The 1,086-nt window shown below is 41.7% G+C and carries 1 protein-coding gene; it reads left to right on the top strand.

Annotation, left to right across the window (positions count from 1 at the left end):
• Positions 1 to 86 precede the first annotated feature (86 nt).
• Positions 87 to 1,086, top strand: a 1,000-nt coding sequence (locus QMZ64_RS22995) for an IS1182 family transposase (protein ID WP_301441637.1), incomplete at its 3' end; no start/stop codon positions are given.

Genomic DNA, 1,086 nt, shown 5'->3' with positions numbered 1-1,086 from the left:
TTGTCGACAAAGCCATAAAAAGTGGCTTGATCGACAAGCTTTTTTTGTTAAAATGTGAGTGAAATCTAGTTTTTGGAGGTTTTTCCATGTTGTCTAAGCACTCTAAAGATCAGCGCGAACAGCTTGAAGTCTTTGCCTTAAGTGAACTTGTTCCGGAAGATCATCTGGTCAGGAAAATAGAAGAAGCTATGGATTTTTCATTTATTTATGAAAAAGTTGCTCCCCTTTATTCTTCCAAAGGACGTCCAAGTATTGATCCTGTTGTATTGATCAAAATGGTTCTGATTCAGTACGTGTTTGGCCATCGCTCAATGCGCGAAACCATTAAGCGGATCGAAACCGATGTCGCTTATCGCTGGTTTATTGGATATGGATTCTCTGAAAAAATCCCTCATTTTTCAACCTTCAGTAAAAACTATGAGCGCCGTTTTCATGATACGGATTTATTTGAAACGATCTTCTATAAAATCTTGCGTCAAGCCATGGATCTCGGTCTTGTCGACCCGTCGGTCGCCTTTATCGATGGAACCCATGTCAAAGCCAATGCGAATAAGAAAAAGTTTGTGAAGAAGATTGTGAGAAAAGAAACAAGAGCTTATCAGGAACAATTAGATCGAGAAATTAATGCCGATCGTGAAGCCAACGGCAAAAAGCCCTTAAAGCCCAGGCAATGCTCAGAGGAACGTGAAATAAAGGAAAGTACGACAGATCCTGAGAGCGGCTATTTTGTAAAGGGTGAACGGGAACGCCTTTTTGCTTATGGTTTTCATACAGCTTGCGACCGGAACGGATTTGTACTTGGGACGGTTGTTGAGCCTGCCAATATTCATGACAGCCAAGTGTTCACCACCCTGTTTCAACAAGTGAAAGAGCGCGTCGCCAAGCCTCATACGGTCGCAGTTGATGCAGGATATAAAACGCCGTTTATCGCAAAATTTCTAAGTGATCAAAATGTCCGTCCCGTCATGCCCTACACCCGACCACAAACCAAAAAAGGGTTCATGAGAAAACATGAATATGTATACGATGAATATTACGATGCTTATATTTGCCCTGACGATCATGTTCTGACATATCGCACAACTA

The organism is Bacillus sp. LB7, from assembly GCF_030449715.1.
GTDB lineage: Bacteria > Bacillota > Bacilli > Bacillales > Bacillaceae > Bacillus > Bacillus paralicheniformis.
The sequence above is the reverse complement of the archived record's forward strand: the minus strand, read 5'-3'. Positions and strand labels throughout refer to the sequence as shown.